The following is a 25,344-nucleotide window of genomic DNA, read 5'->3' as shown; positions in this document are numbered from 1 at the left end:
AAAAGTTTTAGAAGCTTATTTAGGAAAATAATTTTGTGAAGTAAAAAATATATTTGCTAATGAAAGTCACATATAGCAGTACTAAATCATTTATAAAATTCTCTGTTTGTTTTCTTGGCGCTCTTGGCGGCTTGGCGGTTCGATAATTTTCGCAACTCAAATAGGATTGCTATATCTCCGAATTATCAAATAAAGCGGGGATTTATATTTATGATGAATTATTTCATTTACCCGTTATATTTTATAAGTATTCGGGAATATTAAGTAGCCAATCTAAAGGTGCGATCGCATCTCTAAAAAACGATATTGTTGATATCGCTGGTAGTAGTAAACAACTCAAACCAGAAGAAGATAACGGTAAAATTTAATATCGGGAACAAGTTAATTCAACAGGTAAAGGTACTACTAGCAGAACAATATGAAGCGAATCAAAAGCTAGAAGTTTATAGCCAAATACTAGAAGAAAAAATAGAAGAGCGAACGCAAGCATTGCGACAAAAAATATTGTTCTCAAGCAAACTTTACAAGAACTCAGGGTTACTCAGTCCCAATTAATTCAGAAAGAAAAAATGTCTTCTTTGGGACACTTGGTTGCTGGTATTGCTCATGAAATCAATAACCCAGTTAATTTCATCTATGGCATTCTTAAGCACACTGATGATTATACTCAACAGTTATTGTGGTTATGGTATGGGATTATCAATTAGCTACCAGATTATTACTGAAAAACATGGTGGCTCGTTACAGTGCGTTTCATTACCGGGACAGGGTGCAGAGTTTATAATTACAATCCCGATTCGATAGATGATTTTTGACAATAGTTCTATAAAATTTATTTTTTCAATCTTCGTTATTTTCTGCAAAATTGACTTGTTCGTAAAGGTCGCGCAATTCAATTTGAAAATCAACCGTTTGCAGTGATAAAATTGCAGATTCATGTTCAAGTTCAATGAATGACCATTGACTTTCCGCAGTTTTTACATACTGCATCACATGATACTGATATTGATCGATTAAAATATATTCCTTGAATTCTGGAATAGAGCGATAATAAAGAAACTTATCACCTTGGTCGTAATTTTTGGTCGATTTAGATAAAACTTCAGCAATTAACATCGGATTCATAACGGTTGTTGTACTGGTTCCTGTATAAATAGGTTGTCCCTTAATCACCATCACATCGGGATATGTATGCTGCCGATAACGGGGTATCCACAAACGCACATCACCAATATAAACATCATAATTTTTACGCCTTAAAGCAATTTTTAAGGATGCAGCTAAATTTAAAGAAATTTTATTATGATTTGTAGTACCACCCGTCATCGGTACAATTTCTCCATCACGGTATTCGCTTTTATATTCCGCTTTTTCTTCAAGTTCTAAATACTCTTCAGGTGTGTAATAGAATTTTTTGGTTTCTAACTGCATAAAAATACAACCTATGATTGTGTGATTTGCTCATCTTTTATATCTATTTTGTACGCCAATAAATCCCATTTTCTCGCTGCATTAACTGGCAAGCAATTAACTCTCGTCGCAGGGTGGCGCAGTCAATATGGTAGCGTTTGAGAATATCATTTACCAAACGTTCAGGGTAGTTGACTCTTACATCAAACTGGTTTGCTAACCACTTGAGAATAACTAGACGCTTTTTGCGACTAGCAGGAATTTCTTTGAGGCGATTGTCCTCGAAATAGTTTTTCAACACTTTGCTTTCCCAAGCTTCAGTATCCACATCTTGAATTAAAGATGCTATCTTCTCAGGTGTGAAAATTTCCTTGCTAATGCTTTGCAAAGCCTCGCTATCCAATTGATATAGACGGCTATTGCCTTCGGGACGCATTGTCACCAAATTTAGCTCTTTAAGTTTCGCTAAATGATGAGATACCGTCGGTTCTTTGAGTTGCAGGAGCGCTGCTAATTCTTCGACGCTGCACTCCTGATTTGCCAGGATACCTACAATCTTCAATCGGCTATCATCCGCTAATGCCTTGAAAAAGCGGAGTAAGATGTTAAATTGCTCTGGTTGCATAACTAACTTCTAATTAGACATCTATCTAATTAGAAGTATATCTAATTGAAAGCTCAGATCCCTGACTTCTTTAAGAAGTCGGGGATCTTACTTGTTGTTAAATTTAACTAAATTGTTCCTCTGCATCCAGGTTGAAAAGCATTTGCAGAGTTTGCATACAGCGCCGTCTGGCTTCCACATCTTGCTGCGATCGCAACTGCACCATCGGGTCATGTAAAATTTTATTGACAATTCCCCGCGTTAATGCTTCAATTACCTCTTGATGTTTTTCGGCGAATTCCGAACCCAATCTCGACAAAGCTTTTTCTAACTCTTGTTCGCGGATGGTTTCGACTTTATTTCGCAGACAGCTAATAGTAGTCACAGTCTCCAGACTGCGCCACCAAATATCAAAAGCTTCCACTTCTTCCTCTAAAAGTCTTTCTGCTTCCTGTGCAATCTTGCGACGGCTTTCGTAGTTTTGCGCTACTACTGCCTTCAAATCATCCACATTAAATGCTTGCACATTTTCCAATTCATTTACATCCGCATGAACATTACGCGGCACAGAAATATCAAATAACATTAAAGAGCGCTGAACTTCTAACACCATTTCCAATTTGGCACGATCAAGTATTGGCTCTGTTGCTGAAGTACTTGTAAACACTAAATCGCTATCGGCAATTACAGTCATCATTTCCGATAGCGGATGAATTTCGATAGGTTGCTGAGGGAACTGCTTTGTTAATTCTAGGGCACGTTCACGAGATCGATTTACAATACTAATTTGCACAGCACCTTTAGAAAGTAGGTGTTGCACCAGCAGGCGCGACATTTTACCAGCACCCAAAATTACCACTCGGCAAGCTGCTAAATTTGCTACTTTTATCTGTGCTAACTCTACAGCTGCCGAACTGATAGAGACAGCGCCAGTACCAATACTAGTTTCAGTACGAACCCGCTTACCAGCTGTCAGCGCTTGTTTAAATAATCGATTCAAAATGGTTTTTATACCGTTATATTGCTGCCCCAGTTTGTGAGTAGTCTTCACCTGAGCCAGAATTTGACCTTCTCCAAGTACCAGACTATCTAAACCACCTGCTACCCGCATAACGTGCATCACTGCATCATCATGTAGCAACATAAATAAATGTTGTCGCAGAGAAAGCACAGGTAATTTACTGTATTCCGCGAGAAACTGAGTTACTTCCCGAATACCTTGGTCTGCTTCACTGGTAACAATGTAAATTTCTAGGCGGTTACAAGTACTAAGAATTGCAACTTCGTCAATATGGGGATAGCTGGTCAGTTGAGCGATCGCACTTTCAATTTGTGGTTCTGGAATGCTCAGTTTTTCCCGGACTTCTACAGGGGCTGTTTTATGGCTTAACCCCACCACTGCTATATTCATTTGCTAAATCGTAGTTACTAGTTGGTAGTTGAAAATAGGGCATTGAGTGAGAATAGGGAATGGGGAGTTTTTGTTTATTGGTTGGTAGTTATTCCCAGCAACAAACAACTATTAATCACTAACTACTAACTACTAACTACTGTAAGGGTAAAGCATTTTGGTGACTATTTTTCCGTTTTATAGAAAGATTTATTTCCAAAAGCTTCGCCCTTACTTTTACCATTCCCCATTCCCTAAAAATTAGTTCAATTGGAGAGTCTTGGGTTCACCAAACATGTGAATTGTATCAACAAATCGAGCAGTTTTCGACTGGTTAGAAATTACCAAGCTTTGAGTTCTTGCTCCGCCGTTGAAGAAACGTACACCATTCATCAGATTACCACTGGTAATACCGCAAGCAGCGAACAGAACAGTTTTACCAGATGCCAGTTCATGAGCATCATAGACCTTATCGGGGTCATTGATATTCATAGACTTTAAGCGATCGATGTTGGCTTCTCTGCTTTCTCCAATCAGACCTGTTTTTACGACTGCTGGATCGTAAATCAGTTGACCTTGGAAGTGTCCACCTAAAGCACGCATGGCTGCTGCTGAGATTACACCTTCAGGAGCCGCACCGATACCCATCAGCGCGTGGATATTAGTTCCAGCAAAACCGCAGCTTATAGCTGCACCCACATCACCGTCTGAAATTAGGGCGACTCTTGCTCCAGCCTCACGGATTTCTTTAATTAAATCGTTGTGGCGTTCGCGCTTCATGACCACGATTACAAGTTCTTCAATCGAGCGCTCTAGACACTCAGAGAGAATCTTGAGGTTTTCTGTTGCTGACTTGTTGATGTCTACCTTGCCCTTCGCTGCGGGAGGTGCTGCTAACTTCTTCATGTAAAAGTCAGGAGCAGCAAATAATCCACCCTTTTCAGAAATTGCCAAGACAGCCATCGAACCAGGTTGTCCATAAGCTACTAAGTTCGTACCTTCACAGGGGTCAACGGCGATATCAATTTCAACTAGTTCATCAGGGTTACAAAGAGCTTCGGCATTTGGTTGGGTACAGATACCAACTTCTTCCCCGATGTATAACATAGGCGCGTCATCGCGTTCGCCTTCCCCAATCACAATGCGACCCCGCATATAGATTTTATTCATCCGCTCCCGCATAGCTTCCACAGCTACTTGGTCAGCGATGTTTTTTTCGCCTTTACCCATCCACTTTGCGGATGCGATCGCGGCTTGCTCTACTACTTCAATAATCTCTAAACCAAGTGTATTTTCCACAGAGTCTGCCCTCTCAGCTGCTTGAATTTCCGTCGTTTCATCTGGCTATTTCAGTTTTCAAGTCTACCAAAGGGCGGATACACGTGGAAGAAAGTTAAGTTTTACTGCTAACTGGTTAGAAAAGTGCCAGTTAACACATCCTAATTTTTCACTCCTACAACTCCAGTATAAAGCGTGTTCAAAAGCAATTAAGTTAAGAACTAGCACAAATGGGTAGCAGTGTATAAGAACATTGCTTTTATTAAGTGTTTATCTTTAGGTATAAAATAATAAAGAAAAAAAGCTGGTGAATTCACTAAAAACTGAAAAACGAGGCGCAGAGTAAAAAGCTTGTCAAATTCAGAGGTTAATCGTGTTTATCGACTACATCACGCTCATGTTAATCAATATGGTAGCTGGGTTATTTCTACTAGCTGACTATGTGTATCGTGGTATAGATAGCTCTAATCAAAGACAGTGGATTCCAGGTTTTGGAATTACAGGTGCGATCGCACTTACAACTGGTTTACACATGAGCTTCACCTGGCCAGTTACTGGTAGCTTTAACATTGCCTTCGGTGAGACAAGTGTCTTATTTGGAATCTTGTTTGTTGCGGCTGCGATCGCTCTTGCTCAAGGTTGGGATTTATTGACAATAGCAATTTACGGCTTCTTTGCTGGCGTAGTTGCGATCATAGTCGGTATTCGCATCATCAACTTGAATTTGACGCGCCAGCCACTTTTATCAGGAATCGGCTTTATTTTAACTGGATTAGGTGGTGTTTTTGCAGCCCCAACTCTCTATTGGAAAACCAACCGAACCTGGCGGCTAATTGGCGTAGCAGTGCTGATAGTAGCCGCTCTAATTTGGGCATTGATTGGATATTTAGCTTACTGGAATCATTTAGAGGGTTTTCAAAAGTGGGTTCCAGCGCCAATGCGGTAAGCAATAATCTATAGCAATCTCAAATCATTCGTGAAAAAAATCTGTTCCCTATTCCCTACCTCCACGACTAATTTCGCAACTCAAATAGGATTGCTATAGGCTAGAGACATAGTTAGAACCTTGTTTAAGAAAATATGCTGGACTTTCTTAATCCCCTCTTAAATCGCCATCCAGAGCGAGTCAAAGCCAACGTCGAGCTTTACACGTGGCAAACTTGTCCTTACTGCATCCGTGCCAAAATGCTGCTGTGGTGGAAAGGTGTAAATTTTACTGAATATAAAATCGACGGCGACGAAGCAGCTAGAGCGAAAATGGCAGAACGCGCTAACGGACGCCGTACCGTACCACAAATATTTATCAATAACCAGCACATTGGCGGCTGCGATGATCTTTATCAACTAGACACACAAAATCAACTCGATTCCCTTTTAGCCCAAGCTGCTATTTAGCTTCAGATTTCTAGTCCTTGTCATTACCCCCATTTTTGTAACAGTTAAACTATTGCAGTGACGCACATCCCGCCTAGAACTTAAGTTCTAGGCTAAGAGCTACTGTCCACTCAAGTGGACTGAAATTCTTGTTTAGTCCTCTTAAGAAGACTTTAGCTATTAGCCTTGGAATTTATTCCGAGGCGGGATAACAACGAAGCGGGGATTGTCAAATGTAGGTAATCACAAGACTTATAGTTTGTGGGCTATATACTTTTTCTTTTTTGTAGGATCGGTGTCTAGCTCGTCCAAAGGCGATTAGAATTTTAAAATTTTTGTATTGATAAGTATATGCTAAGTAAGTATGCAGATTATCTTATACATAAACAATGGATGAGTTATGCTCTAGAATTAGCACAAACAGCAGGTGATGCAGGTGAAGTCCCTGTAGGTGCTGTTATCATTGATTCAACAGGCAAATTGCTAGCACAAGGAGAAAACAGAAAGGAGCGCGACAAAGACCCTACCGCTCATGCGGAAATTGTGGCTCTCAAGAGAGCTGCAACAACTTTACAAAATTGGCATCTTAATGAATGTACCCTCTACGTAACTCTTGAACCTTGCCCAATGTGTGCAGGTGCGATCGTCCAAGCGCGACTAGGACTACTCGTATATGGAGTAGACGATACAAAAACTGGCGCAATTCGTACAGCTATTAACATACCCCATAGCGCTGCTTCTAATCACCGCTTACAAGTAATCGGAGGCGTTCTAGAGTCAGCTTGTCGTGAACAACTACAGGCTTGGTTTGCTCTTAGACGGCGTACAGTAAACTAACGGACAGAGGTAAAACTGTCCATCTACTACGACACAAGTCACGCAAGAGAATCTACGGTGTAACTAATCAGCTTTTCGTTAAATTTTTACCCGTCAATCAGCTGCATCCGTCATGATGGAATTTTACTCTTCATCCGATACCTGCCAGCACACAGCAGCAAATCCTCAGGTGGCTCGTACTACCTCAAGGGTTTCTCCTTGGTTAAGTCCTCTGGCATATTTATTAGGGCGTCACTGCCTATTACCATTATTCTTTGGGCAAATTAGAATAACCGGACAAAAAAATATCCCTACAACTGGGCCTGTGATCTTCGCGCCTACTCATCGGGCGCGTTGGGATGCATTGCTCGTACCCTACGCTACCGCTGATTGTCGGAGAGAACAAGACCTGCGGTTTATGGTGACTATTGACGAATGCCAAGGCTTGCAAGGCTGGTTTGTCAGACGTTTGGGGGGGTTTCCTGTAAATTCTAAGCATCCGTCAATCCGCACGCTGCGACATGGAGTTGAGCTACTTCAGCACAAAAAAACCCTGGTCATCTTTCCAGAAGGTAACATTTTTCGTGATGGCCAAGTTCACCAGTTGAAACCCGGAATTGCTCGTCTTGCTTTGAGTGCTGAATCTAGTCATTCGGGGCTGGGAGTGAAAATTATACCTATAGCTATTAATTACAGCCAACCTTATCCAAATTGGGGTACAGATGTGAGTATTGACATTGGCTCCCCAATTAGAGTAATGGATTACATGAGTGGCTGTATAAAACAAGATGCCAAAAGCATCACAGCTGATTTAGCAAAGGCACTGCAACAATTAAGCCATCAAGAAACAAAAATTACTAATCACGCATTTGCAGAAATTACTAATTCTTAATCTTGTCATCCGTCAAGAGTCCCAAGACTGGCTCTTAGCTATTGACCATTAACCGTGCATGATTAAGAAACTGCACATTGTCAAGGTTTGACACCAGTTGTAAGTGCTATGTTCATCCTGAATTAGTGGTATTTTGCAACCTTTGAGGATGTATATATATAGATTACCCTCTATTAACAGGATATTTAGCCAAATTGGCATTTTTTGAGCGAATAGCTAATAATTGTTTCGGAACTACTGAATTGGTTGATGATAAATATTCTTATATTTGGTCAAATAGTTAAATAAAAGTCTTTAGATTTTCCATGATTTTGTAAACACGACTGGTAAAAACAAAATTTTGAGGAGCGCGGACTAGGGACATCGCCATGTTTCAATGGTTGGTTGGTGCGATGGCGTTTCACGCCCGCTGGAAGCGATCGCGAATAGTTCAAGCAGTGCTTTGGTAAGATTCTCGTGCCAAATATCCCACTTAACCTGAGATAATTATTGGGGAGGAAAGTAGGTAGCAAGATAGATGGTGGAGCAGTTTAAATTCTTTTCTCAAATCAACTTTTCGCCAGCGCCTTGTCAAACTACTCCCAAGCTGCTTGCTAGTAAACCGATGATTGTAAAATCAGAGGAATTAATGCGATCGCTCATAGGAACGATTTTAGTTAATTAGTATACAGGAGCAATGGGAACTCTATTAAACCAATTTTCAGTCTAAATCAAAGAAACTTAGGATGCGGCTTTGCTTTGTCCAAAACCAAAACAGAGTTAAGATACCCGAAGTTTCCATAACTTTTCTGTATAGTCATTGCACTAATTGATCCCATGAACACTGCTGCCGCTGTTACCTTGATGCACCGTACTCTTTTATCAGTCATAGCAGTCCTCAGCCTGCTATCACCTGTGAATGCTCAGGTATCACAGGCACCAGGCACTACTAGCCCACAACCTATTGATCCCAACGATCCCAATAATTTACGCCCCATAACCCAAAGTAACAGTCTTTTGAGTATTCAAGGTGGCGATCGCCTTGTGAAAGATGCAGAACAAGCTGTTTCTGCTCAAAACTACCCCTTAGCTGCTAAGAAACTGCAAGAAGCACGTCAGGTTTATAATCAGCTATCTAATTTTTATCAAGAGTTAAATTCTAGCTTTTCGGGAATTGACAATAGAGTTTCTGACTCTCAGCGTCAAAAAGCTCTATTAACAGCCCAAAAAAGAGATGAAGCCACCTTTCAGCTAGCATTGGTACATCGGGCCCAAAATCAGCCAGAATTAGCTGTGCCATTGTTGGTTCAAATTATTAAGAGTCAAAACCCGACGCGGGATTTAGGCAAGAAAGCCTATAAACAGTTGTTTGAATTAGGTTTTGTAGATTCTCCCTATCCTAGAGAAGGTGGTAGTTCATCTTCCTCATCCCCAAAAAAATAAATTAAATTTTTGTTGCCTCTTTTTCCCTATCTCCCCCATCTCCCTAACGATTCGCTTGGGAACGCCCCAGTGCTAGGATAGAGCTATCCGCCGTAGCCAAAACCTGAGCGTTCTCAAAAATACACCTCAGAGGCACGTTTATCTACAGCCTTGCCAAAACCTGAAGTTGGCACGGTCATTTGCTCTATATCTGTTAATAATAGAAAAGTAAGTTTTTTCAGGAATTGCGATGATTAGTCCGCAGCAGGTTGAGGCAATGATCAAGGCGGAACTGCCAGACGCCCAGGTTCAGGTGCAAGACTTGACTGGTGGCGGTGACCACTATCAGGTGACAGTAGTTTCATCGCACTTTGCAGGTAAAGGACTAGTGCAACAGCACCAGTTGGTTTATGGTGCGTTGGGTCAAGCTATGTCAACTGAAGCGATTCATGCCTTGGCGGTAAAAACATACACTCCCGAAGCTTGGCAAGCAACAGCAGCTTCGTAAATAAGAGTTAGAAGTTAGGAGTTATGAATTTTGACTCCTCACTCCTCACTGTTGAATCCAACATAGGAAACACAAAAACCATGACACCAGAACTCAAAGACAAAATTGATAACTTGCTACAACAGAACAAGATTTTAGTTTTCATGAAGGGAAACAAATTAATGCCCCAATGTGGTTTCTCCAACAACGTTGTGCAGATTCTCAATACTTTGGGAGTTCCCTTCGAGACGGTTGATGTTCTATCAGACTCTGAAATCCGTCAAGGAATTAAAGAATACTCTAACTGGCCGACAATTCCCCAAGTGTATATCAATGGTGAATTCGTTGGCGGTTCTGACATCTTGATTGAACTGTACCAAAAAGGTGAATTGCAGGAAAAGGTAGAAGTAGCACTAGCTTCTTAATCTTTCTTTACGTAAACTAAAGGGTATGCTGCTGAATTTGCGCTTCCCAATTAAGGCAATGTGCCATTTTAAATTTCCTTGAAAGGGTAGAGAAATAGTGTCTCGCCTTTCAAGGGTTTTTTAATGTATTTTTGACAAAAATACTTTACCTATGTTGGGCTTGATTTTATAGGTAGTCAACAATCCCCTCAGTCGTATTTATTGGCAAGACCAATATAAGGCTGAGGGGATGCGTTTAATCAATACAATATCTCCAAAATTTCACACCACGGCAACCCGTTGACCAATACAGATAATATGCTATAATTATCTGCGGTAATTAACGGTTACTATCAATGACCACGAAAATGGTACTTAGTAGTAATCGGGTTGTGGCTGTGGTTGCGGCACCGCAAAGTTTGATCCATCGTACAAGTAGCGGCTGGCTTCCTCTTCTAGGCGATGAATTAGAAAAGGTTCAATGACGTTGCTATGTCGCAGTGCGGCTAAATATCCATCCAAATACATCCGCATATCATCCGTGCGATAACCGCGATTCCATAACTCGACGAAGGCGTCGGTGAGTCTTTGGTAATAGCGGATGGTTTGTGTGTCTTGGAGCATAACTGCTGTATTAAACTCTTTGGAATGAGAATTGTAAATGATTCACGCTCAAATGTGAAGTGTAATTTCACTTTGGCATCAACTCAAAGTAAACACATCTACTTTGGGCAATACCTTCATAGCAGCTACAAGCTACTTTAATCCTATTCCAGAAAACATCGATTCTAGTTAGCTGCTAAGTTATTTTTTTGATTTTCATGGTCAACAGCGTAATTATATTGGTGTTATATTCCTGGATGGGGACACTAAATTTTGCGAAAAAATCCACTTTCACCATCAGGTTGAAAAGCTGTTGTAGTAGCTATTAGCTGCTTGGGTTGTAGATTTTTGCCATATTACGCCCCTCTAAAAACAGAATGTTAAGCTAAAAGAACTTTTGATAAGTCTAACAATACTTTCGATAAATTTAATAAAAATTTAAGAATATTTCTAATCGCCTATCGGCAAAGCAAAAATTAAAGATATTGCCACGCTTTTTATTAGGGAATGTAAAGTTAATAGCAATTGAAGTAACAAAGGCTACAAAACCTTAGAGATGGGCTTGTTACTTTGAAAGTCATCGACGCTAAGGGGTCTTGCCACCGTGGGTTCGGTTTGTATAGAAATCATTGAGGGGAATCCCCATCTGAGGTCGTTGTTGGGTTGGCACTTGCAACAACTGGAATACCGTGTGCATCAAGCTGCCAGTATTTATCAAGCAAGGGAAGTATTTTTAAGTCATCAACCAACACTGGTGGTCTTGGATGCAGACCTACCTGATGGTGATGGCATCGAGTTTTGTCGTTGGTTGCATCGTCAGCAGCAACCTCTAATCTTAATGCTATCTGCCCGTAATAGTGAAGGTGATATCGTCGCAGGTTTAAAAGCGGGTGCAGATGATTATCTGAGCAAACCTTTTGGAATGCAAGAGTTTTTGGCACGGGTAGAGGCGCTGATTCGCCGGAAGCGCACACCGACTGCACCAGCTTATTTGGATTATGGCACTTTGCAAATTGATTTAGTTCAGCGTCGTGTCCGCTTTCAGGGGGAGTTCATCGACTTAACACCCCAAGAATTCAGTTTACTGTATGTTTTAGCACAAGCTGGGGGCGTACCTCTGAGTAGATCAGAATTGCTGCGTCGTGCTTGGCCTGACGCTATCGATAACCCTCGTACTATTGATACTCACGTTTTATCGCTGCGGAAAAAGGTTGAACTTGATCCCCGCCAACCCAATTTGATTCAAACTATCCGCAATGTAGGATACCGTTTTAATATGGAAATTTTGAATACCAATATTTCACAGTCACAAACAACAAAGTTAGCTAGAGAGAGATTTAATAATCAACGTTCAACGCTTAGTAGTAGTCCAGTGTGATGGGGCATTTGTGAGAGAAGGAGTAAGATAACGACTCCTGATTTCTGTCTCCTGAGCAATTTAAAATCCAAAATCGTCTTGAGCTTCTGCTTGAATTAAGCTTTCTCGTAATTTAACCCAGTTTATTTCAGAGACTCTTTGATTTGCCAATAAATGACCTTGCTGTAGATGTAACAACCGAGTACAAAACATCTGGGCTAGTTCTAGTTGGTGATTTACCATCAAAATCGTAGTTTGATGAGTTTGACTCAACTGGGTTAAGACTTGCATTAGATGAGAAGCAGTACCAGCATCTAGGGCAGAGGTTGGCTCGTCTAATAATAATATTTTAGGCTGGATGACTAAGGCACGTGCGATCGCTATTAGTTGTCGTTGTCCAGCAGAAAGTTGCACCTCTGTTCGCCCCAACCATTCATTGGGAATGTGCAGTTGTTCTGTCCAGTGATTGACTCGTTGCTGAATAGTCTGTTTGGGCAAACCGCGCAAAACTAAAGGATAAGCCAAGGCTTGCTGAACTGTCATCCCCAATAGTTTTGATTCTTGCAATACAAGTACAAACATCTGGCGTAGCTGGATGACGGGAATTTGGCGATATTCTTGGTTTTCTAGATAGAGTTTACCACTCGTGGGTTCTATGAGGCGGTTAAGGAGACGTAATAACGAAGTTTTCCCAGCGCCTACTGGGCCTACAATCGCAAGTCGTTCGCCCTGGAATACCTCTAAGGAAATATCTTGCAATATGGGGTATCCTTGCTGATTGCCTGAAAGTTGGGTTTTCAGCCTTGTAAATAGATTAACTTGCTCTAGCCTGAGTGTGGCTTTTGCTGTGACATTATTCAAGGTGAATGAAAAATAGGGAGTAGAGAGTAGGGAAATGGGGAAGAAATAACCAATACCCCATGCCCCATTGCCAATTTTAAGTTAATTGTGTAGTAGTTAACGCTGTAGCGATCGCCCAGCCATCGACTAATAGTAACAGCAGTGTGAATACTAGTAAAATCAAGTACATCCACGGCTGTGCTAAAGGGCGAACATCTGTGGTATCAATGCCCGTCTTTGTTTGGACAATTTGCACGAAACGGGCAAATCCAGCTACACGCATCGGTAGTAAATAAGCTTTCCCATCCTGGCTGAGGAAGTAATAAACTAGCCCTCCTTGACCAGTGGTGCGGGGTTTTAACTCTTTCACCTCTGACCAAGGTAAAAACCAGCCTTTACGAAAAAAGCTAGGTACCCAGGCGGGGTAAGTAACCTGAATTCCCTGGTCATCTACCGTTACTCGTTCAGTCAATACAGCATACAAGGCAACTAAGCCGATGCTAATGCCTACCCACAATAATCCTGGGGGTACGGGTGCAGCAGTTACCTGTGATAAGAAGGGTAATGGAACTGTCAGTGCTATATATAGACTCAGCAGCGTCATCCGAATCAAAGGAGACAGACGAAAAACAGAAGCTGAAATATTGGCTGAGTTTGCTGTCACGGCTAAATTACAATGCTTTTCTTCATTGTAAGGTAGGACATAGACCTACCTCGCCTGTCACACAGAAGCTATACCACTTTAATAATTCATAATTCGTAATTCTTTAGGGTAAATACTTTTGCACCACAATCCAACCAGTAAGGGATACCCAGGCAAATCCTAGAAATAAAATAATATTTATGCCGATGTGTAAGGGTCTAGCCCAAGGTCGTCTAGCACTAATTTGCGTTGCACTGAAAGCAGATAGTAAAACTAATGCTACCACTATCAATCCAGCAACTAAATGTGATGAGTGACCCAAGGAACCAAAGTGCCCTAAAGTACCAACAATGCCGATCGCTAGCAGTAGTAGCACTAAACTTACCATGCTGATGCCCATTGTATAGTGGAGCGATCGCACTGTCCTATTCCCTCCCATAAATGGGGTAATAAAAGGGAATTGCTGCGAAGTTCTCGCCCGAAACATCCAAACGCCGGTTACTGCTAGCATCAGATATGCCAGCAGGGACAACCCCATTGACCAAGCGGCTATTTTCCACAACCAAAGAAATGAAGGCAGATTCATAAGAATGATTGTAGATGAGATGGGGGAGATGAGGAGAATAATCCATGCCCATGCTCAATGCCCAATAAATAATAAACAAAAAAGGCTGCTGAATTAGCAACCCTTAAATTTAGTAAAATTTTTTTTTAATCAACCGATGCTAAACCAACGATCTGTAAGGGTTTTGTAGTATCTCCGATTTTTGTATTAATTTGCTGCACCATAGGTCTGGTATTAATAAGGTCTTTTCCATCTGATGAGTCTGTATCAAACTCATAAGCGCTGGATTCTTCGAGCATCAGGCGATCGCACGGAATTTTATCGGATAAAATTGCACTTGCCATCATGCCTGTATGAATCTCCATTTGACCTTTTCGCGGAGCTTCAAACACTAAACGTTGTCCAGGGAAAACAACCCTTTCAAAGTACCAGTTGGGAATATTGGAGATGCGAGCTACCTGTATTTTGCTGGTGGCATTAATGTAGCAGCAGAGAATTTTTCCCGATTGCTCAGGTGGTAGAGGATCTAATATTTGAGCCATAACTGCTGAGGAGCTTTACGCCACAATTTTACATTACACCAGCCAAGCCTAGCATTGCCTGATCCCCAGTTGCTGTAGCTCCGACTACCAACTTAAATCTTTGTAGATTATTTCTACCTAAAGATATACCCAGGTTGTAAAAATTTTGTAAAAATTTATGCTTTATTTGTAATTTTACACTATGTGAACATTTTTAAGTTCTTAATTTACCGCAAAAAATCTTTAACTTTCTGAAGGCGGATAATTACAGGGTAGCTATGGCGAAGAACCCCTTAGCTTGAGCTAGTTCAGAAGTGTATTTTTGTGTTTTAGCGATCGCAGGATTAAAAGCCTGGGATCATCGCTTAATGAATGAACTCGATGTTATCGTAAAGCTATATGAAAAATGTCTTCATAAACCCTCTCTTGATCCCCTGCGTTTGGTATGCAAAGCAATTTATTGATTCCTACATCTGTGAGCAAAAGTTTCACACGTATCAATAATCAGCTTCAATGTCAAGCAAGATTGTCATAAATTAAGAGCAGCCAAAACAAAAACACGCTTTAAAACTGGAATTTATCTCGCTTTCCCCAAAGATTGGCAAGATGGAAGTCAAAACACCCATGATGGAAAATCGAATTCTTTACGTTCGCCTTCCTTGTAACCCTATCTTTCCCATTGGGGTTGTCTACTTGAGCGATCATGTCCACAAACAGTTTCCTGATATCGAACAGCGCATTTTTGATTTGGGAACAGTGCCACCTTTAGACTACAGTTCTGCTCTGGATCGCTGTATCGATGATTTTAAACCGACACTACTAGTATTTTCCTGGCGGGATATTCAAATTTATGCTCCAGTTGGCGGGCGTGGTGGTAACCCACTACAAAATGCTTTTGAATTTTATTACGCAAAGAATCCTCTATTGAAACTGCGTGGAGGATTGGGCGGTTTGCGAATCTTCATCGCTTACTATGTAGAATTATGGCGCAATCAGGGCTTAATCAAACGCGGTTTAAAGCGTGCCCAAAAATATAATTCTAATGCCCGTGTAGTTGTAGGTGGTGGTGCAGTCAGTGTATTTTACGAACAGTTGGGCAAAAGCTTACCTCAAGGGACAATTATTTCTGTAGGTGAAGGCGAAACCCTGCTGGAAAAACTTTTAAGTGGCAGAGATTTTCGAGATGAACGCTGTTACGTTGCGGGAGAAACTCAACCACGGGAACGGCTAATTCACGAACAACCCACGCCGCTAGAAAAAACAGCTTGTAACTACGACTATATCGAAAGCATCTGGCCGGAATTTAACTTTTACCTGCAAGAAGAAGACTTTTATATAGGTGTACAAACTAAGCGTGGTTGTCCTCACAACTGCTGCTATTGCGTCTACACTGTTGTCGAAGGGAAACAAGTACGCATCAACCCAGCAGATGAAGTAGTTGCTGAGATGCGCCAATTGTATAATCGCGGCATTCGCAACTTCTGGTTTACCGATGCCCAATTCATCCCAGCAAGAAAATTTATCGACGATGCAGTAGAACTGTTGCAAAAAATCGTCGATTCTGGTATGACAGATATCCACTGGGCAGCATATATTAGAGCCGACAATTTGACACCAGAGTTGTGCGACTTGATGGCTAAAACCGGGATGAACTATTTTGAAATAGGTATTACCAGTGGTTCTCAAGAACTTGTGCGGAAAATGCGGATGGGGTATAACTTACGAACCGTGTTGCAAAACTGCCGCGATTTAAAAGCAGCTGGTTTTAACGATTTAGTTTCCGTTAATTACTCCTTTAACGTCATTGACGAACGTCCCGAAACCATCCGCCAAACCATCGCGTACCACCGGGAATTAGAACGGATCTTTGGTGCTGATAAAGTCGAACCTGCCATTTTCTTTATTGGGCTGCAACCCCATACCCATTTAGAAGAATACGCATTCAAAGAAGGCATCCTTAAACCAGGGTATGATCCAATGAGCTTGATGCCGTGGACAGCCAAAAAACTCCTCTGGAATCCCGAACCTCTTGGTTCATTCTTTGGAGAAGTCTGCTTGCAAGCTTGGCAACAAAACCCTAACGATTTCGGACGCGAAGTCATGAAAATTTTAGAAGAAAAGCTGGGTTGTGCCGACTTAGAAGCAGCACTTTCTGCCCCAATAGATACAAAAGACAAACAGTTAGCAGCTGTTTGATAAACTTCCCAGAATCAGACAAGAGCAAATTTCATCTCCTTGTCTCTCGCCTGTCCCCCTACTTACCCTCTGCGGTTATTTTCACCCAATCCCATGTTAGAAGGTTCAATTCTACAACAGCTAGAAACAGCCCATCGCCACACTACTAGGCCAATTCGATTCGGTGTTTACTACAAGAATACCTTGGTTGCCCTGTGCCATGCTCTTGAAGACCATATCTTAACCGACGACGGTACACCCCTAGTTATCACAGCCTTCCAACAGGGTAAATGGTATCTACAAGAAGCTCAACGATATGCAGACATAGCCCAGCGCAGTCGCCAAATTGCCATTATGGCTGCCTCTGAATCCGGCTTTGCTGAACATCCTACCAGCCAGCTACCCAATGTAGACTTAGTGGCATTAGCTCCAGTTGATCCAGTAGCGCAGGAGTGGCACTTAATTATTTTATCGCCAAAGTACACGGCGATGGTAATTTGTCAAGAGTTATCAGAGGCTGATTATGGCAGCGCTGGAGTACCGACATCAGACTTAGAGCGTAAATTTTATGGCTTGTGGACATTTGAGCCAGAGTTAGTGCAAGATACAGCAGAAATAGCGATCGCTCACATCAAAAAATACAACCCAGAACTGGCAGAAAAACTCACAGCCGATAAACAGCAAATTGTACCGTCAATGGACAGATCCCAAAATTTAGGTGCAGTTGTCTCCCGTGTAGTAGATTACCTCCAGAATGGGCAAGAGAATTTATCTATACCCACAGCCCTTCAAAAACAAACCCTAGATCGCAACTTGGTTTCTAACGAAATCCAAGCCTTTTTGCGAATGGCGCAACTGATGGATATGGCAGATGTCAACAATCCAATGGCAGCTGCGGAAATAGTCGTTCTTGCTGAAGCGATCGCCCAGCTTTTGGATCTTCCCGCATGGCAGATTAAAAGGTTGCGGCTAGCGGCTTTGTTACATCGCATAGATCCATTACAGAAAGCAGAAAGCGTTCTCACAGGTGGTATATCCACACGCTACCAAGAAGATGCTCCCAGTTGTCCTTTAACTTGTCCCTTAGTACCGGGGGCGCAAGTATTGCGAACAATGCCAAGACTGCGAGCAGTTGCCCAAATTATCACTCACCAAACCGAGTGGTGGAATGGCACAGGAGAACCAGCAGGTTTAGCTGGAGATGAAATTCCCCTAGAGTCAAGAATTTTGGCATTATTGGCAGACTTTCAGTGGCGAGTTAATCAGCGAAAATCGTCAAATCAAAGCCGGGAACAGATATTTACTCAAGCTTTAGATGAGTGCAGACAGCAACAATCTACCCGCTTTGACCCTAAACTTGTAGATACCCTAGCTTTATTAGTTATGGGTTTACAACAGGGACTCGACTTACCCTTGATGACACCCAAAGTCAGCGCCGGCATCTGGATACTCGATTCCCAATGGGATAGCCACAGCAAGATAAGTGAGCAGATTGGTAGTTACTTTACATGAATATTGAAGCTATTAGATTAGGAAAACTCAAACAACTCCCAGGGGCAAATTTAGAAGACGAGGAACTCTCCCGACTAGATTTAAGCCGGATTAATCTTGCTGGCGCTACCCTTGTCGGCACTAATTTCGCTGCTTCCAAACTCGAAGGTGGGCATTTGGAGGGGGCAAATTTGATGGGAGCCAACCTCCAAGAAACTGACTTGCGGGCGAATTTGATGGGAGCGAACCTCATGCAAGCAGATTTAACGGGTGCTGACTTGCGGGGTAGCAATTTGCGTGGTGCTAACTTGATGGGAGCAAGACTCAGTGATGTCTCATTGGTAGGTGCTTTCTTGAGTGGTGCCAATTTGATGAATGTGAACTTGCAAGGCGTAGACTTGCGCGGTGCTGACTTGCGCGGTGCAAACCTGACTGGGGCAAATCTCAAAGGTGCAGACTTGAGTCGCGCCGATTTGCAAGGGGCTTTATTGAGTGAAGCAAACCTGGAAGAAGCGGACTTGCGGGGGGCGAATTTGGCGGGGGCGAATTTTTCAGGAGCAAATTTACTTTGTGCAGAGTTAGAAGGTGCAAATTTGAGCGGCGTTAATTTGAATAAAGCGTGTTTGGTGGGGACAGTGGTTGAGACGCTTGCGTAAAGATTGCACCAAAAAACCACCTATACCGATTATTTGTATTTTTGAGGACTACCCAGAATGACACCCGTCGCTGCACAAGTCTCAATCACCGCCATCATTCCCATATTGACCGCGATCGCAAATCGGCAATTAGATAAAAAGAAATTAGTTATCTTCAAAATATGTTACCCATTTTTAATTTTTCACTGTTCGCCCTCGTATCCACAAAGCTAGTACACTCATTAACAACACCCCCATCACTCCTTGTAGGGGATTATTATTCACACCAGTTACCCAATCAGGAACTTGACCAGAATACTTCACTAATTCCCCAACATTAATAATGTAGTAGCCCCAGACTAAACCACCATGCAGACCAATTGGTAAACCCAAGCGTCCCCTCCGCCAACGCTTTCCCCATACTTGCGTTAACCCCAGTAGTACTAAAGCTGGAAATTGCGGCAGTGTATGAATAATTGCCTCTAAGGGTTTAATAAAGTGCAATGCAGCAAACGCAGTTGCATCTGTCCACAGTGCCACACGAGGACTGTAATCTCGTTGTAATTCATCTAGCAACCAGCCTCGGAATAACAATTCCTCAGCAAATCCAATACCTAAGCCAACAAGTAAACCCTCTACAATTATTTTCAGCAAAAAAACTTTCGGTTGTTGCCACACTAGCCAACCCAAAACACCTTGTAATCCAAAAAGTATCAGAGTATTAATTATGCCCATAGCCAAGCCACGCAATAAATCCACTCCGTTTTGCCGCGTGAATTCTAAGCCATAATGCCGCAGAATTTGGGGCTGTTGGTAGACATATTGACCCCATAGTCTCAGGAGAAAAATAAATATTGCATATAACAACACCAATGTCAATATACTTTCTAAGTTTGAATCATGCACTAGTAAGTATATTGGTGCAGCCAATGGCAACCATAGCAGCAATAAAGTCAAAATAAAACAACCCAGCCTGATAGGGGCAGGGCGTTCAGCTAGACGGACAAAGTTTTGTTTCATACCAAGTAAGTCACCAATCACTAGTCAATACTCTATATTTCGACAAATGACCAATGACAAATGACCAATAACTATTCATCAGGTTCAATCGTGCTACTTAAACCATGACTTATCAAGGTTTCGCAATAGAATTCAGCGTGTTCCAGAGCGCAAGTAATGACTAAAGCTAGCCCGTTAGTATGGGCTTCCATCATGATGCTAACAGCCTGGGGTTGGGTAAGGCTTGGTACAGTGGCTATTAGTGACTGCACAACATGCTCCATAGAGTTGTAGTCATCGTTATGGAGCAAAACGCGATACCGAGGCGCTAGCTTACGAATTGTGGAAGGCTTTTCAATAGTTTCAACTGACACGGCTCTTTGCTCTTTTCTTGTTGATTCACTACTACAAAGTGTCTGTGTAGCGATCGCTTAACAGTTATTTACCTATTCTATAGTATTTCTGTTGAGATACTATGCTAGGAAAACCCTTTGCTTTCAGGGATTGGTTTTATTAGTTTTGCGTAGCCACTTGTGAGGCATATGTCTTAGACATCGTTGCCGTGAGAGTGCTAACCTAATGTTACATAACCTTCCGTTAAACGTAGCGCATTTCCATTTTTAAGAATAAGGAAGTTACAAAATAATTCTTGCCCCTGCCCAAACTGCATAATGATGAACATTAGCCTAGATTTTCTTCAACCAGGACAAATTGTGTCTTTAGAGCATGGCGACAGGAATCTGTATGCAGAAGTCATTCAATTTGTAGTTTCCCGACAGTTGTGCTGGGTACGTCCTTTATTAATGGTTACTTTGATTCAGGAATCGCCGCTAATTACCGATTTGCGAGATGTGTCTGACTTGCTTTGGCCTGCCAATTTGTTTCGGCCAGCATTAGACACAGAAGTAATTACCTTCTTGAGCCAAGTTTTAGCAAAAGAACCAAAAACTGAACCTGACTCAGCCGCCAAGCAGCAACTTAATCAGTTTATTCACCAACTGTGGCAAGCATACCAAAATAGTACCGAGTGCTGAGTAACGAGTGAGTGCACAGTAGTGAGGCGTTTAGAGTATTGGGTTATTTTTTTACTCAGCACTAATTTTAGTATATACCACCATCTTTCATGCGTTCAATCTCTTCTCGTAACCGTTCATCAGGGATAGTTAAAGCAATCTTTTTATTCAGCCCTGCCTTTACTAATACTTGTTTTACCTATTTTAAAGTTTTATTTCTTCATTTACCATCAGATTCACTTGATATAGGCAATAAACCTCTAGACCTAAGCAATTAGAAATATCCCAAGCTAGGAACTAACTGAATTCTACCAGCATCCATCTCTGACATTAATAATTCCAGAGCTTCGTAATCAACATCAGAAATGTAACCCAGTTCTGTCAATTCTGAGTTGATTTCATTTTCTATCTCAGGAGTTAGTTTTTTAATGTCAAGAGCTTTTTCTACTAGTTTCCGAATAGCGTACTGAGTTTTCATAAGTAATAACCAAACTTTATATGATACTAATTCTCCCAGATTTATCTAAGTATAAAAAGTGATCTAAGTACTAATTTACTAGTGATATAGATCACCTTTTTAATTAGTTAAATAGAAAATTTGCTATGACTATGGCCTATGCCATCAGCAACGCTAAAGAGTGAGATTTAACTTACCGTTAAGGCTTGGCTAAATTAGCTTTAGTTATAGACTAAGCAAATTTTCTCAGCATAGTTACTGATAATTTGTCTTTTTTAGGGCTGTCTATAGTTGATTGTTTTTGAACTGGGATAAAAAAAAAGTATATATAAACACACTTTAAACTGGAATTATGACAATCTTTAAACAGAGATACTAAAGCCATAAAGATTCAGCAAAGAGACCTAAGACATATGGTCGATGCAACAAAAAAGAGTTTATGTTCAAATAATCCTTAGCTTGACGCTTCAACAATTCTCAATAGGATGTAACTATGCAAGCAGTGCTTAACTATCCCAAAATTGCAGTTATTCGCCCCCAAGGCTGTTTGAATGCTGTAAACGCCTTAGAATTTGAACGAGATATGACGACAGCGTTGGCACAAAATGGTATTTCCATCTTGGTAGTAGACCTAGCAGCGGTAGAATCGTTAGACAGCGCGGGGTTGATGGCATTGTTATCTACACACAAGCTGGCTCTTAGTTTAGGACGAAGTTTCCGACTTTGCGCTGTTGCTCCGTCAATTAGAATGATTTTTGAACTAACGCAACTAGATAGCGTATTTGAAATATTAAACAGTGAAGCCGAGTTAGCTGCAACATAACTTTATGTAAAAGCACAAATATTCGGGTCAAGAGTGGGCTTTATGTAAAGGAGTTATAAGTTGCAACGATAAAATTTGTTAGAAGACCGAATTCAATGCTAAGGTTTGATTTGAGTAGCTGTAATTAAGGTAGCTAGAAGATAGCACAGTGGCTGTTGCAGTTGAAAAATTAATAACATCGGATATTTTAAAACCAGGGCGTTACCTGGGTAATGAGCGTTTAGCAGTACATAAAGCCTGGGATACGACAGCAATACGCTGGGTTTTAACTTACCCAGAAGTGTATGAAGTCGGTGCATCTAATTTAGGGCACATCATCCTCTATAACATCTTGAATGCCCAACCGCGTCAATTGTGCGATCGCGCCTACCTCCCAGGAAAAGACCTGGCAGCCAAACTACGCGAAACTAATACGCCATTGTTTGCGGTAGAGTCAAAGCGATCGCTCACTGAATTCGATATTTTAGGTTTTAGCCTCAGTTACGAACTGGGTGCAACTAATATCCTAGAAATGTTGGATTTGGCTGGAATACCATTGACGTGGCGAGAGAGGCAGAGAAGCAGAGCAGCAGAGCAGCAGGTGGGCAAAGGAGAAATTACTAATCTCCAGTCCCAGTTTCCGTTGATTTTTGCTGGTGGGCAAACAGCAACATCGAATCCTGAGCCTTACGCTGACTTTTTCGACTTTATCGCCCTTGGGGATGGAGAGGAACTGCTGCCAGAAATTGGTTTGGTATTAGAAGAAGGCAAACAAGCAGGATTGAGTAGGGAAGAGATATTACTGGATTTGGCACAGATACCAGGCGTATATGTCCCTCAGTTTTATGACATGGCAGAGGATGGCTCAGTTCATCCTCGTCGCTCTGACGTACCAAAACGAATTCTGCGACGGGTTGCAACTCCTATACCAGCATATTCCATTGGGTTAGTTCCCTACGTAGAAACGGTACATGACCGCTTGACGATTGAGATTCGGCGTGGTTGCACTCGTGGGTGTCGTTTCTGTCAACCAGGAATGCTGACTCGGCCAGCACGGGATGTAGAACCCGATAAGGTTGTAGAAGCAATTGAACAGGGGATGCGGGCAACTGGTTACAATGAGTTTTCCCTACTATCTCTGAGTTGTTCTGATTATTTGTCCCTACCAGCAGTGGGGATGGAAATCAAAAATCGCTTAAAAAATGAAAATATTTCTCTGACTCTACCAAGCCAACGGGTAGACAGATTTGATGAGAATATTGCCAATATCCTTGGAGGTACACGGCAAGGTGGACTGACTTTTGCTCCAGAAGCTGGAACTCAGCGGATGCGAGACATCGTGAATAAGGGTTTGACCAATGAAGAATTGTTGCGGGGGGTGAAAACCGCTTGGGAGCAAGGCTGGGATAAAATCAAGTTGTATTTTATGATTGGTTTACCAGGTGAAACGGATGCTGACGTTTTGGGCATTGCGGAAACAGTCAGCTGGCTACAGCGAGAATGTCGGGGCAAGGGCAGAAAAGCCCTAAACTTTAACTTGACAATTTCTAACTTTACGCCGAAGCCCCATACTCCATTCCAGTGGCACTCAGTTTCTACCACAGAATTTAAGCGCAAACAAAACCTGTTGCGGCAAGAATTCCGCCGGATAAAGGGAGTAAAGGTAAATTTTACCGATGTCCGCATTTCGGCAATGGAAGATTTTGTGGGACGAGGCGATCGCAATTTGGGCAAAGTAGTCCGCCGTGCCTGGGAATTGGGTGCAGGTATGGATTCCTGGTATGAAAATTTAGATCAAGCTTTTAGCGCTTGGGGGTCTGCGATCGCCCAAGCCGATCTAGATTGGAAATACCGCCAAGTAGAAAATGGCGAATGGAATTTGTTTTACGCACAAGATCAGAAGAGATCGGGAGATAGGGAAAATACCCAACTCCTAACTCCTAACTCTCCACTCCCAACTCCCCACTCCCTCGATACTCCCCTCCCTTGGGATCATATTGATACCGGGATTGACAAAAACTGGCTCAAAGAAGACTTGCAACGTGCCTTAGAAGCTGCAATTGTACCCGACTGCTCTTTTGAAGGTTGTTCTCACTGTGGCGTATGTGGAACCGACTTTGGCCATAACATTGTGATTGAATCACCTGCTATCCCGAAGTTCGCTGGCGAATTTGTCCCCAACACAACTAAGGCACAACGACTGCGAGTTTGGTTTGGAAAACAGGGTAATATGGCTTTGGTAAGCCACCTGGATTTAATCCGTCTGTTTGACCGAGTTGTACGGCGAGCAAGCTTACCAATCGCTTTTACTGGTGGATTTCATCCAATGCCGCGGATTTCTGTAGCAACTGCTTTGGCTTTAGGAGCCACTAGTAGTGGTGAAATTGCGGATTTTGAGTTAACTGCACCAGTGGCAGTAGATACTTTTCGAGAACAGTTGATTCAGGAAATGCCCACAGACATACCTATATATAATGTGGAGCAGATAGATTTAAAAACTCCGGCAGCTACTCAACTGCTAGAAACAGCAGAATATTTAATTACCGTAGCAGCACTGGAAGAAGTAACACCTATACAATGGCAAGAATGGATTGATACCATCAAAGCAAAAGACGAGCTATGGTACGAGCATACAACAAAGTCAGGCAAGAGCCAGTTCATAAATCTGCGCGAGCGCTTATTTGAACTGGAATTAGTAGAAAACTACAATTGCATTGCAGAATCTATATCTGTTATCCGTTATGTAGGTAGCTATCGCCAAGATGGTTTTCTATTGCGTCCTGAACAAATCCTATTTATGCTAGCAACAGTGGCTAGTGGAGAATTTCAACTCCTGCGCATCCACCGCAATCGGCTAATTTTAGGGGTATAATCCCTGTAGGGCAACTTGCTAGTAGTTGTCCTAACATGGCATATCGTCGGAATTGATTTTTAGCAAGGTTGCGTTAGAATGGGGTGAAGAGAAATTTTCTGGCGCTGCATTGAATTAGCTGGTTCACTACCCTGGTGTTCAGGGGGCGAAAGCAAAGATATTAGAGTGCAAATTCTAGGATTTTATCCCAGACAAACTGAGGCAGATTAAAGAACACACACTCTCTCTATAGCTACCTTGTGAATCAGTAACTAACAGCAGGCTCGGTTAGCTTCTCCAAATTCATGCTTTTTAAACAACTGCTGAATGTCTAAT

Annotated in this window: 30 protein-coding genes; 17 read left to right on the top strand and 13 right to left on the bottom strand. The window is 41.9% G+C overall.

Annotated features, from left to right (window positions below; translation table 11 throughout):
• Positions 1-306 precede the first annotated feature (306 nt).
• The gene (locus H6G92_RS41080) at positions 307-555 is read left to right on the top strand and encodes a hypothetical protein (protein WP_190892911.1); all 249 of its coding nucleotides are present in this window, start codon (positions 307-309) and stop codon (positions 553-555) included.
• 51 nt (positions 556-606) lie between these two features.
• The gene (locus tag H6G92_RS40795) at positions 607-804 is read left to right on the top strand and encodes an ATP-binding protein (protein WP_313889947.1); all 198 of its coding nucleotides are present in this window, start codon (positions 607-609) and stop codon (positions 802-804) included.
• A gap of 36 nt (positions 805-840) precedes the next feature.
• On the opposite strand, the gene H6G92_RS08925 is transcribed toward H6G92_RS40795, so the two are convergent.
• From H6G92_RS08925 to glpX, 4 genes are all read right to left on the bottom strand, one after another.
• Positions 841-1,431, bottom strand: a complete 591-nt coding sequence (locus H6G92_RS08925; RefSeq protein ID WP_190892910.1) for a Uma2 family endonuclease — start codon at positions 1,429-1,431, stop codon at positions 841-843.
• 43 nt (positions 1,432-1,474) lie between these two features.
• Positions 1,475-2,035 (bottom strand): DUF2087 domain-containing protein, encoded by a 561-nt coding sequence (locus H6G92_RS08920; RefSeq protein ID WP_190892909.1) that lies wholly within the window; start codon positions 2,033-2,035, stop codon positions 1,475-1,477.
• Between the two features lie 103 nt (positions 2,036-2,138).
• Positions 2,139-3,425, bottom strand: a complete 1,287-nt coding sequence (locus tag H6G92_RS08915) for a glutamyl-tRNA reductase (RefSeq protein WP_190892908.1) — start codon at positions 3,423-3,425, stop codon at positions 2,139-2,141.
• A gap of 240 nt (positions 3,426-3,665) precedes the next feature.
• Complete coding sequence (glpX, locus tag H6G92_RS08910) at positions 3,666-4,703, bottom strand: class II fructose-bisphosphatase (protein WP_190728269.1); 1,038 nt, start codon at positions 4,701-4,703, stop codon at positions 3,666-3,668.
• 352 nt (positions 4,704-5,055) lie between these two features.
• On the opposite strand from glpX, the gene H6G92_RS08905 reads away from it, so the two are divergent.
• From H6G92_RS08905 to grxD, 8 genes are all read left to right on the top strand, one after another.
• The gene (locus tag H6G92_RS08905; protein ID WP_190892906.1) at positions 5,056-5,628 is read left to right on the top strand and encodes a DUF981 family protein; all 573 of its coding nucleotides are present in this window, start codon (positions 5,056-5,058) and stop codon (positions 5,626-5,628) included.
• A gap of 134 nt (positions 5,629-5,762) precedes the next feature.
• Positions 5,763-6,077, top strand: a complete 315-nt coding sequence (gene grxC, locus H6G92_RS08900) for a glutaredoxin 3 (RefSeq protein WP_190892904.1) — start codon at positions 5,763-5,765, stop codon at positions 6,075-6,077.
• Positions 6,078-6,407: 330 nt separating this feature from the next.
• A complete protein-coding gene (tadA, locus tag H6G92_RS08895; RefSeq protein WP_190892901.1) occupies positions 6,408-6,893 on the top strand; it encodes a tRNA adenosine(34) deaminase TadA in 486 nt (161 codons plus the stop codon).
• A 112-nt stretch (positions 6,894-7,005) separates the two neighbouring features.
• Complete coding sequence (locus H6G92_RS08890) at positions 7,006-7,764, top strand: lysophospholipid acyltransferase family protein (protein WP_190892899.1); 759 nt, start codon at positions 7,006-7,008, stop codon at positions 7,762-7,764.
• 517 nt (positions 7,765-8,281) lie between these two features.
• Positions 8,282-8,428 (top strand): hypothetical protein, encoded by a 147-nt coding sequence (locus H6G92_RS08885; RefSeq protein ID WP_190892897.1) that lies wholly within the window; start codon positions 8,282-8,284, stop codon positions 8,426-8,428.
• 152 nt (positions 8,429-8,580) lie between these two features.
• Positions 8,581-9,186: a hypothetical protein gene (locus H6G92_RS08880; protein WP_190892896.1), complete on the top strand. Its 606-nt coding sequence runs from the start codon at positions 8,581-8,583 to the stop codon at positions 9,184-9,186.
• Between the two features lie 229 nt (positions 9,187-9,415).
• Complete coding sequence (locus H6G92_RS08875) at positions 9,416-9,673, top strand: BolA family protein (RefSeq protein WP_162396946.1); 258 nt, start codon at positions 9,416-9,418, stop codon at positions 9,671-9,673.
• Between the two features lie 80 nt (positions 9,674-9,753).
• On the top strand, positions 9,754-10,077 hold the full coding sequence (gene grxD, locus H6G92_RS08870) for a Grx4 family monothiol glutaredoxin (RefSeq protein ID WP_190893041.1): 324 nt from the start codon (positions 9,754-9,756) through the stop codon (positions 10,075-10,077).
• A gap of 354 nt (positions 10,078-10,431) precedes the next feature.
• Here grxD and H6G92_RS08865 read toward each other — a convergent pair whose 3' ends face one another.
• Positions 10,432-10,680, bottom strand: coding sequence for a DUF6761 family protein (locus H6G92_RS08865; RefSeq protein WP_104907495.1), 249 nt, complete (start codon positions 10,678-10,680; stop codon positions 10,432-10,434).
• A 583-nt stretch (positions 10,681-11,263) separates the two neighbouring features.
• On the opposite strand from H6G92_RS08865, the gene H6G92_RS08860 reads away from it, so the two are divergent.
• Complete coding sequence (locus H6G92_RS08860; protein WP_190892895.1) at positions 11,264-12,037, top strand: response regulator transcription factor; 774 nt, start codon at positions 11,264-11,266, stop codon at positions 12,035-12,037.
• Between the two features lie 60 nt (positions 12,038-12,097).
• On the opposite strand, the gene H6G92_RS08855 is transcribed toward H6G92_RS08860, so the two are convergent.
• The 4 genes from H6G92_RS08855 to H6G92_RS08840 form a co-directional block, all read right to left on the bottom strand.
• Complete coding sequence (locus H6G92_RS08855; RefSeq protein ID WP_190892894.1) at positions 12,098-12,877, bottom strand: ABC transporter ATP-binding protein; 780 nt, start codon at positions 12,875-12,877, stop codon at positions 12,098-12,100.
• 76 nt (positions 12,878-12,953) lie between these two features.
• Complete coding sequence (locus H6G92_RS08850; protein ID WP_190892893.1) at positions 12,954-13,520, bottom strand: hypothetical protein; 567 nt, start codon at positions 13,518-13,520, stop codon at positions 12,954-12,956.
• 103 nt (positions 13,521-13,623) lie between these two features.
• Positions 13,624-14,085 carry a DUF4079 domain-containing protein gene (locus H6G92_RS08845; RefSeq protein WP_190892891.1) on the bottom strand — a complete coding sequence of 154 codons (462 nt, stop codon included), beginning with the start codon at positions 14,083-14,085 and terminating at the stop codon, positions 13,624-13,626.
• Positions 14,086-14,210: 125 nt separating this feature from the next.
• Positions 14,211-14,606 carry a DUF1830 domain-containing protein gene (locus H6G92_RS08840; RefSeq protein WP_190892889.1) on the bottom strand — a complete coding sequence of 132 codons (396 nt, stop codon included), beginning with the start codon at positions 14,604-14,606 and terminating at the stop codon, positions 14,211-14,213.
• A gap of 585 nt (positions 14,607-15,191) precedes the next feature.
• Between H6G92_RS08840 and H6G92_RS08835 the strand changes: the two genes are divergently transcribed.
• The 3 genes from H6G92_RS08835 (at position 15,192) to H6G92_RS08825 (ending at position 18,907) form a co-directional block, all read left to right on the top strand.
• On the top strand, positions 15,192-16,781 hold the full coding sequence (locus H6G92_RS08835) for a photosystem II high light acclimation radical SAM protein (RefSeq protein ID WP_190892887.1): 1,590 nt from the start codon (positions 15,192-15,194) through the stop codon (positions 16,779-16,781).
• A gap of 93 nt (positions 16,782-16,874) precedes the next feature.
• Positions 16,875-18,272 carry a DICT sensory domain-containing protein gene (locus H6G92_RS08830; protein WP_190892884.1) on the top strand — a complete coding sequence of 466 codons (1,398 nt, stop codon included), beginning with the start codon at positions 16,875-16,877 and terminating at the stop codon, positions 18,270-18,272.
• Entirely contained in the window at positions 18,269-18,907 is a 639-nt protein-coding gene (locus tag H6G92_RS08825; RefSeq protein ID WP_190892882.1) for a pentapeptide repeat-containing protein, read from the top strand. The genes H6G92_RS08830 and H6G92_RS08825 overlap by 4 nt, the downstream gene beginning before the upstream one ends.
• Positions 18,908-18,936: 29 nt before the next feature.
• Here the strand turns inward: H6G92_RS08825 and H6G92_RS40230 are convergent, their stop codons facing one another.
• The 3 genes from H6G92_RS40230 to clpS form a co-directional block, all read right to left on the bottom strand.
• Entirely contained in the window at positions 18,937-19,065 is a 129-nt protein-coding gene (locus tag H6G92_RS40230) for a hypothetical protein (RefSeq protein ID WP_277926729.1), read from the bottom strand.
• Positions 19,066-19,081: 16 nt separating this feature from the next.
• Entirely contained in the window at positions 19,082-19,906 is an 825-nt protein-coding gene (locus tag H6G92_RS08820; RefSeq protein ID WP_190892881.1) for a CPBP family intramembrane glutamic endopeptidase, read from the bottom strand.
• Positions 19,907-19,977: 71 nt separating this feature from the next.
• Positions 19,978-20,259 (bottom strand): ATP-dependent Clp protease adapter ClpS, encoded by a 282-nt coding sequence (clpS, locus tag H6G92_RS08815; RefSeq protein ID WP_114081141.1) that lies wholly within the window; start codon positions 20,257-20,259, stop codon positions 19,978-19,980.
• 300 nt (positions 20,260-20,559) lie between these two features.
• Between clpS and H6G92_RS08810 the strand changes: the two genes are divergently transcribed.
• The gene (locus H6G92_RS08810; RefSeq protein WP_190893040.1) at positions 20,560-20,919 is read left to right on the top strand and encodes a hypothetical protein; all 360 of its coding nucleotides are present in this window, start codon (positions 20,560-20,562) and stop codon (positions 20,917-20,919) included.
• A gap of 253 nt (positions 20,920-21,172) precedes the next feature.
• Here the strand turns inward: H6G92_RS08810 and H6G92_RS08805 are convergent, their stop codons facing one another.
• The gene (locus tag H6G92_RS08805; protein ID WP_190892880.1) at positions 21,173-21,376 is read right to left on the bottom strand and encodes a hypothetical protein; all 204 of its coding nucleotides are present in this window, start codon (positions 21,374-21,376) and stop codon (positions 21,173-21,175) included.
• Between the two features lie 472 nt (positions 21,377-21,848).
• Between H6G92_RS08805 and H6G92_RS08800 the strand changes: the two genes are divergently transcribed.
• Both H6G92_RS08800 and H6G92_RS08795 read left to right on the top strand, forming a co-directional pair.
• The gene (locus tag H6G92_RS08800; RefSeq protein ID WP_190892879.1) at positions 21,849-22,178 is read left to right on the top strand and encodes an STAS domain-containing protein; all 330 of its coding nucleotides are present in this window, start codon (positions 21,849-21,851) and stop codon (positions 22,176-22,178) included.
• Between the two features lie 148 nt (positions 22,179-22,326).
• On the top strand, positions 22,327-25,029 hold the full coding sequence (locus H6G92_RS08795) for a TIGR03960 family B12-binding radical SAM protein (protein WP_190892878.1): 2,703 nt from the start codon (positions 22,327-22,329) through the stop codon (positions 25,027-25,029).
• Positions 25,030-25,344: the final 315 nt, after the last annotated feature.

The sequence above is a fragment of the Nostoc foliaceum FACHB-393 genome (assembly GCF_014698505.1).
GTDB classification, from domain to species: domain Bacteria; phylum Cyanobacteriota; class Cyanobacteriia; order Cyanobacteriales; family Nostocaceae; genus Nostoc; species Nostoc foliaceum_A.
This window is presented reverse-complemented; position numbering and strand designations above follow the sequence as displayed.

Bases quoted from the DNA above. Each gene is read 5' to 3' on its own strand.
- H6G92_RS40795 (WP_313889947.1), top strand. From the start codon at position 607: ATGAAATCAATAACCCAGTTAATTTCATCTATGGCATTCTTAAGCACA.
- H6G92_RS08915 (WP_190892908.1), bottom strand. From the start codon at position 3,425: ATGAATATAGCAGTGGTGGGGTTAAGCCATAAAACAGCCCCTGTAGAA.
- grxD (WP_190893041.1), top strand. From the start codon at position 9,754: ATGACACCAGAACTCAAAGACAAAATTGATAACTTGCTACAACAGAAC.
- H6G92_RS08875 (WP_162396946.1), top strand. From the start codon at position 9,416: ATGATTAGTCCGCAGCAGGTTGAGGCAATGATCAAGGCGGAACTGCCA.
- H6G92_RS08920 (WP_190892909.1), bottom strand. From the start codon at position 2,035: ATGCAACCAGAGCAATTTAACATCTTACTCCGCTTTTTCAAGGCATTA.
- H6G92_RS08840 (WP_190892889.1), bottom strand. From the start codon at position 14,606: ATGGCTCAAATATTAGATCCTCTACCACCTGAGCAATCGGGAAAAATT.
- H6G92_RS08845 (WP_190892891.1), bottom strand. From the start codon at position 14,085: ATGAATCTGCCTTCATTTCTTTGGTTGTGGAAAATAGCCGCTTGGTCA.
- tadA (WP_190892901.1), top strand. From the start codon at position 6,408: ATGCTAAGTAAGTATGCAGATTATCTTATACATAAACAATGGATGAGT.
- H6G92_RS08820 (WP_190892881.1), bottom strand. From the start codon at position 19,906: ATGAAACAAAACTTTGTCCGTCTAGCTGAACGCCCTGCCCCTATCAGG.
- H6G92_RS08865 (WP_104907495.1), bottom strand. From the start codon at position 10,680: ATGCTCCAAGACACACAAACCATCCGCTATTACCAAAGACTCACCGAC.
- H6G92_RS08800 (WP_190892879.1), top strand. From the start codon at position 21,849: ATGCAAGCAGTGCTTAACTATCCCAAAATTGCAGTTATTCGCCCCCAA.
- grxC (WP_190892904.1), top strand. From the start codon at position 5,763: ATGCTGGACTTTCTTAATCCCCTCTTAAATCGCCATCCAGAGCGAGTC.
- H6G92_RS08880 (WP_190892896.1), top strand. From the start codon at position 8,581: ATGAACACTGCTGCCGCTGTTACCTTGATGCACCGTACTCTTTTATCA.
- H6G92_RS08805 (WP_190892880.1), bottom strand. From the start codon at position 21,376: ATGAAAACTCAGTACGCTATTCGGAAACTAGTAGAAAAAGCTCTTGAC.
- H6G92_RS08835 (WP_190892887.1), top strand. From the start codon at position 15,192: ATGGAAGTCAAAACACCCATGATGGAAAATCGAATTCTTTACGTTCGC.
- H6G92_RS08810 (WP_190893040.1), top strand. From the start codon at position 20,560: ATGAACATTAGCCTAGATTTTCTTCAACCAGGACAAATTGTGTCTTTA.
- H6G92_RS08890 (WP_190892899.1), top strand. From the start codon at position 7,006: ATGATGGAATTTTACTCTTCATCCGATACCTGCCAGCACACAGCAGCA.
- H6G92_RS08925 (WP_190892910.1), bottom strand. From the start codon at position 1,431: ATGCAGTTAGAAACCAAAAAATTCTATTACACACCTGAAGAGTATTTA.
- H6G92_RS08885 (WP_190892897.1), top strand. From the start codon at position 8,282: ATGGTGGAGCAGTTTAAATTCTTTTCTCAAATCAACTTTTCGCCAGCG.
- H6G92_RS08825 (WP_190892882.1), top strand. From the start codon at position 18,269: ATGAATATTGAAGCTATTAGATTAGGAAAACTCAAACAACTCCCAGGG.
- H6G92_RS08830 (WP_190892884.1), top strand. From the start codon at position 16,875: ATGTTAGAAGGTTCAATTCTACAACAGCTAGAAACAGCCCATCGCCAC.